Annotated in this window: 1 protein-coding gene; it reads right to left on the bottom strand. The window is 45.0% G+C overall.

Annotation, left to right across the window (positions count from 1 at the left end; translation table 11 throughout):
- The coding region (locus A3729_RS08665) for an RNA polymerase factor sigma-54 (RefSeq protein WP_156497818.1) at positions 1-952 on the bottom strand (952 nt) is incomplete at both ends.

Below are 952 nucleotides of genomic sequence, written 5' to 3'. Positions count from 1 at the left end.
ATCTTTTTCTTTCGTTCGATGGGGGGATCGACATCGCTTCGCGGTATTTTGCGATAGTGCGGCGGGCGACGTTAATTCCTTGCTCTTTCAACAAGTCGGCAATCTTGCTATCGCTAAGAGGTTTTTTAGGGTTTTCTGCTGATATTAACTTCTTAATAATTGCGCGAATCGCTGTTGACGAGCACTCTCCGCCAGTAGTTGTGCTGACGTGGCTTGAGAAAAAGTATTTGAGTTCAAATATGCCTCGTGGCGTATGCATGTACTTTTGTGTTGTCACACGAGATATGGTGGACTCATGCATTTCTACCGCTTCAGCAATATCATGTAAAATCAGCGGCTTCATCGCTTCATCACCATAGTCAAGGAAGCCTTGTTGGTGAGCTACTATCTTACTTGCCACTTTTAGAAGCGTCTCGTTACGACTTTGTAGGCTTTTAATAAACCACTTTGCTTCTTGAAGTTGATCCTTCATAAAGGTGTTGTCGTTACTGGAGTCAGCTCTCTTTATAAACGAAGCATAATTTGCATTGACCCTTATTTTTGGCGCAATCTCTGGGTTGAGCTCAACTTTCCAGCGTCCTTTTTCTTTCTTTACGACGACATCTGGCACAATGTACTCAGGCTCGGAAGAAGCAATGGATTCACCTGGTTTAGGGTTCAAAGACTGAATTAGAGAGATAACCTCTTTCAGTTCATGCTCTTTAAGGCGGCTGCGTCGCATTAGTTGAGCGTAGTCTCTTGATCCTAATAAGTTCAGGTAGTGGCTGATTACAAGCTTTGCTTGTGGTAGCCAGGGCGTATCTTTTGGTAGCTGGCGTAACTGTAGCAGCAAACAGTCGGGCAGGTCTTTGGCAAATACCCCAGGTGGATCAAAGTGCTGCACGCGTTTTAAGACGGCTTCAACTTCATCTAATTCAACCGGGTCTTCGTCATCTGAGTTGTGCAGCCCCTC

The organism is Oleiphilus sp. HI0043 (assembly GCF_001634935.1).
This window is presented reverse-complemented; position numbering and strand designations above follow the sequence as displayed.